1 rRNA gene is annotated in these 1,168 nt (G+C 53.3%); it reads left to right on the top strand.

Annotation, left to right across the window (positions count from 1 at the left end):
* A 23S ribosomal RNA gene (locus G5134_RS21190) occupies nucleotides 1-1,168 on the top strand; the annotation flags it as partial.

Consider the following 1,168-nt stretch of genomic DNA (forward strand, 5'->3'; position numbering starts at 1 on the left):
CGAGGCGAACCGGGAGAACTGAAACATCTAAGTACCCCGAGGAAAAGAAATCAACCGAGATTCCCTCAGTAGCGGCGAGCGAACGGGGATTAGCCCTTAAGCATCTTGGAAGTTAGTGGAACGGTCCTGGAAAGGCCGGCGATACAGGGTGATAGCCCCGTACACGAAAACAACCTTGATGTGAAATCGAGTAGGGCGGGACACGTGACATCCTGTCTGAATATGGGGGGACCATCCTCCAAGGCTAAATACTCCTGACTGACCGATAGTGAACCAGTACCGTGAGGGAAAGGCGAAAAGAACCCCTGTGAGGGGAGTGAAATAGAACCTGAAACCGTGTACGTACAAGCAGTGGGAGCCCTTCGGGGTGACTGCGTACCTTTTGTATAATGGGTCAGCGACTTACATTTTGTAGCGAGGTTAACCGTATAGGGGAGCCGTAGGGAAACCGAGTCTTAACTGGGCGTCTAGTTGCAAGGTGTAGACCCGAAACCGGGTGATCTAGCCATGGGCAGGTTGAAGGTTGAGTAACATCAACTGGAGGACCGAACCCACTAACGTTGCAAAGTTAGGGGATGACCTGTGGCTGGGGGTGAAAGGCCAATCAAACTCGGAGATAGCTGGTTCTCCCCGAAAGCTATTTAGGTAGCGCCTCGGACGAATACTACTGGGGGTAGAGCACTGTTTGGGCTAGGGGGTCATCCCGACTTACCAACCCCATGCAAACTCCGAATACCAGTAAGTAATATCCGGGAGACACACGGCGGGTGCTAACGTCCGTCGTGAAGAGGGAAACAACCCAGACCGCCGGCTAAGGTCCCAAAGTTCTGGTTAAGTGGGAAACGATGTGGGAAGGCTCAGACAGCTAGGATGTTGGCTTAGAAGCAGCCATCATTTAAAGAAAGCGTAATAGCTCACTAGTCGAGTCGGCCTGCGCGGAAGATGTAACGGGGCTCAAACCAGGCACCGAAGCCGCGGATTCACGCTAAGCGTGAGTGGTAGGGGAGCGTTCTGTAAGTCTGCGAAGGTGTGTCGAGAGGCATGCTGGAGATATCAGAAGTGCGAATGCTGACGTAAGTAACGATAAAGGGGGTGAAAAGCCTCCTCGCCGGAAGACCAAGGGTTCCTGTCCAACGTTAATCGGGGCAGGGTGAGTCGACCCCTAAGG

The organism is Aeromonas sp. 600276, from assembly GCF_049175815.1.
Lineage (GTDB): Bacteria > Pseudomonadota > Gammaproteobacteria > Enterobacterales > Aeromonadaceae > Aeromonas > Aeromonas dhakensis.